2 protein-coding genes are annotated in these 1222 nt (G+C 73.1%); both read right to left on the reverse strand.

Features of this window, described 5'->3' with window-relative positions; genetic code table 11:
• On the reverse strand, window positions 1–255 hold a 255-nt coding region (locus H5J33_RS38165; RefSeq protein ID WP_309485578.1), incomplete at its 3' end, for a helix-turn-helix transcriptional regulator.
• 512 nt (window positions 256–767) lie between these two features.
• Complete coding sequence (locus H5J33_RS35800) at window positions 768–1034, reverse strand: hypothetical protein (RefSeq protein WP_181798797.1); 267 nt, start codon at window positions 1032–1034, stop codon at window positions 768–770.
• Window positions 1035–1222 lie beyond the last annotated feature (188 nt).

Genomic DNA, 1222 nt, shown 5'->3' on the forward strand with positions numbered 1-1222 from the left:
TGAGCGACTCGGCGCGCAGCCAGTACGACGGCCGACGACGGCCGCCAGCTCGCCGCCGGTCCCCAGGACGGAGTCGAGCCGGCCGGCGAGTCCGGCCGGCGGTTCGCGCAGCCCCGCTTCGAGCCTGCTGATGAGACTGTGGTGGTACCCCACCTTCAGTCCGAGCTGTGACTGGGTCAGTCCGGCCTGTCTGCGCCAGGCCCTTAGCCGCCGGCCGAACTCCGCCCAGGACTCCACCGGCTGTGCCGTCTCCACCGACCTGCCCCTCCCGAGAAGGCCCGGCCGCCGACAGCGTGACGCCGGGTGCTCCGTGTCCGCGCGCGTCCGGCCCGTGCGCCGCACGCCCCGGGCCCGGGCGGGCGAGCCCCGGGGAGCGCCGCTCGTCCACGCTCGGCCGGGGCAGGCCCCCCAGGTCCGCCCGGCGGTGCGGGTCCGGGGCGCGGGGAGCGATGTTGGTCCGGACCTGGCTTACTAGGTCTAGACCATAATGGCGCGCCGGGCACGGTCAAGAGTCCGGGCGGGGCGAACCACCGTCCTGTGAAAGCACGGTGACGAGCGGGACGGGTGCGCGACAGGATGCGCGGCCGACGGCGACGGTCGGTTCCTGGGTCATCGCCGGGACGTCCGGGAGGTGCATGCCCGGCCCGTGGGTGACGGGATCACCGGGGACGGCGGCGTGAGAAAGGCGGGTCTCGGCGGGGGCGCCGGGTACGGCACCGCCGGGGGCGTCGGCGAGAACCCCCGGCGGGCGGCATCAGGCCTTCGGGTCAGCCGACCTCGCGCAGTGGGTGGACGGTGCCGGTGAGGGTGCCGTCCTGTTGCTCGTAGTGGGAGAGGGCGAGGCCGAGGCCGAAGAAGGTGGGTGCCCACTCGCCGACGAAGAGGCCCCAGCGGTCGGCGCGGTCCAGGCCGGTGCCCGGTTCCAGCTTGAGGGAGCCCGCCCACGAGGCGACGCTCAGGCCGATGGAGGCGAATGCGGCGATGTAGGCGTGTTCACTGCGGATGCCCATGTCGTGCATCTTCTGGATGATCATCGGGCGTCTCCGTTCTTCCGGATGTCCCTGCTGGAGTAACCTCCCCACATTGTCCTATTCATCACATATATCCCATTGGTTGCGCGGTGACCGGCGCCACCGCGCCCGGCGGGAGGCGGAGCCGGGCCGCGCTTCCGCGGCCGCTCAGCCCGGAAAGCCGCCCGTGGACCGCAGGTGCCAGCGCCGTT

It is taken from the genome of Streptomyces sp. WELS2, from assembly GCF_013870595.1.
Lineage (GTDB): Bacteria > Actinomycetota > Actinomycetes > Streptomycetales > Streptomycetaceae > Streptomyces.

Excerpts from the sequence above, each read along its gene's own strand:
- H5J33_RS35800 (WP_181798797.1), bottom strand. The coding sequence starts at position 1,034 with ATGATCATCCAGAAGATGCACGACATGGGCATCCGCAGTGAACACGCC.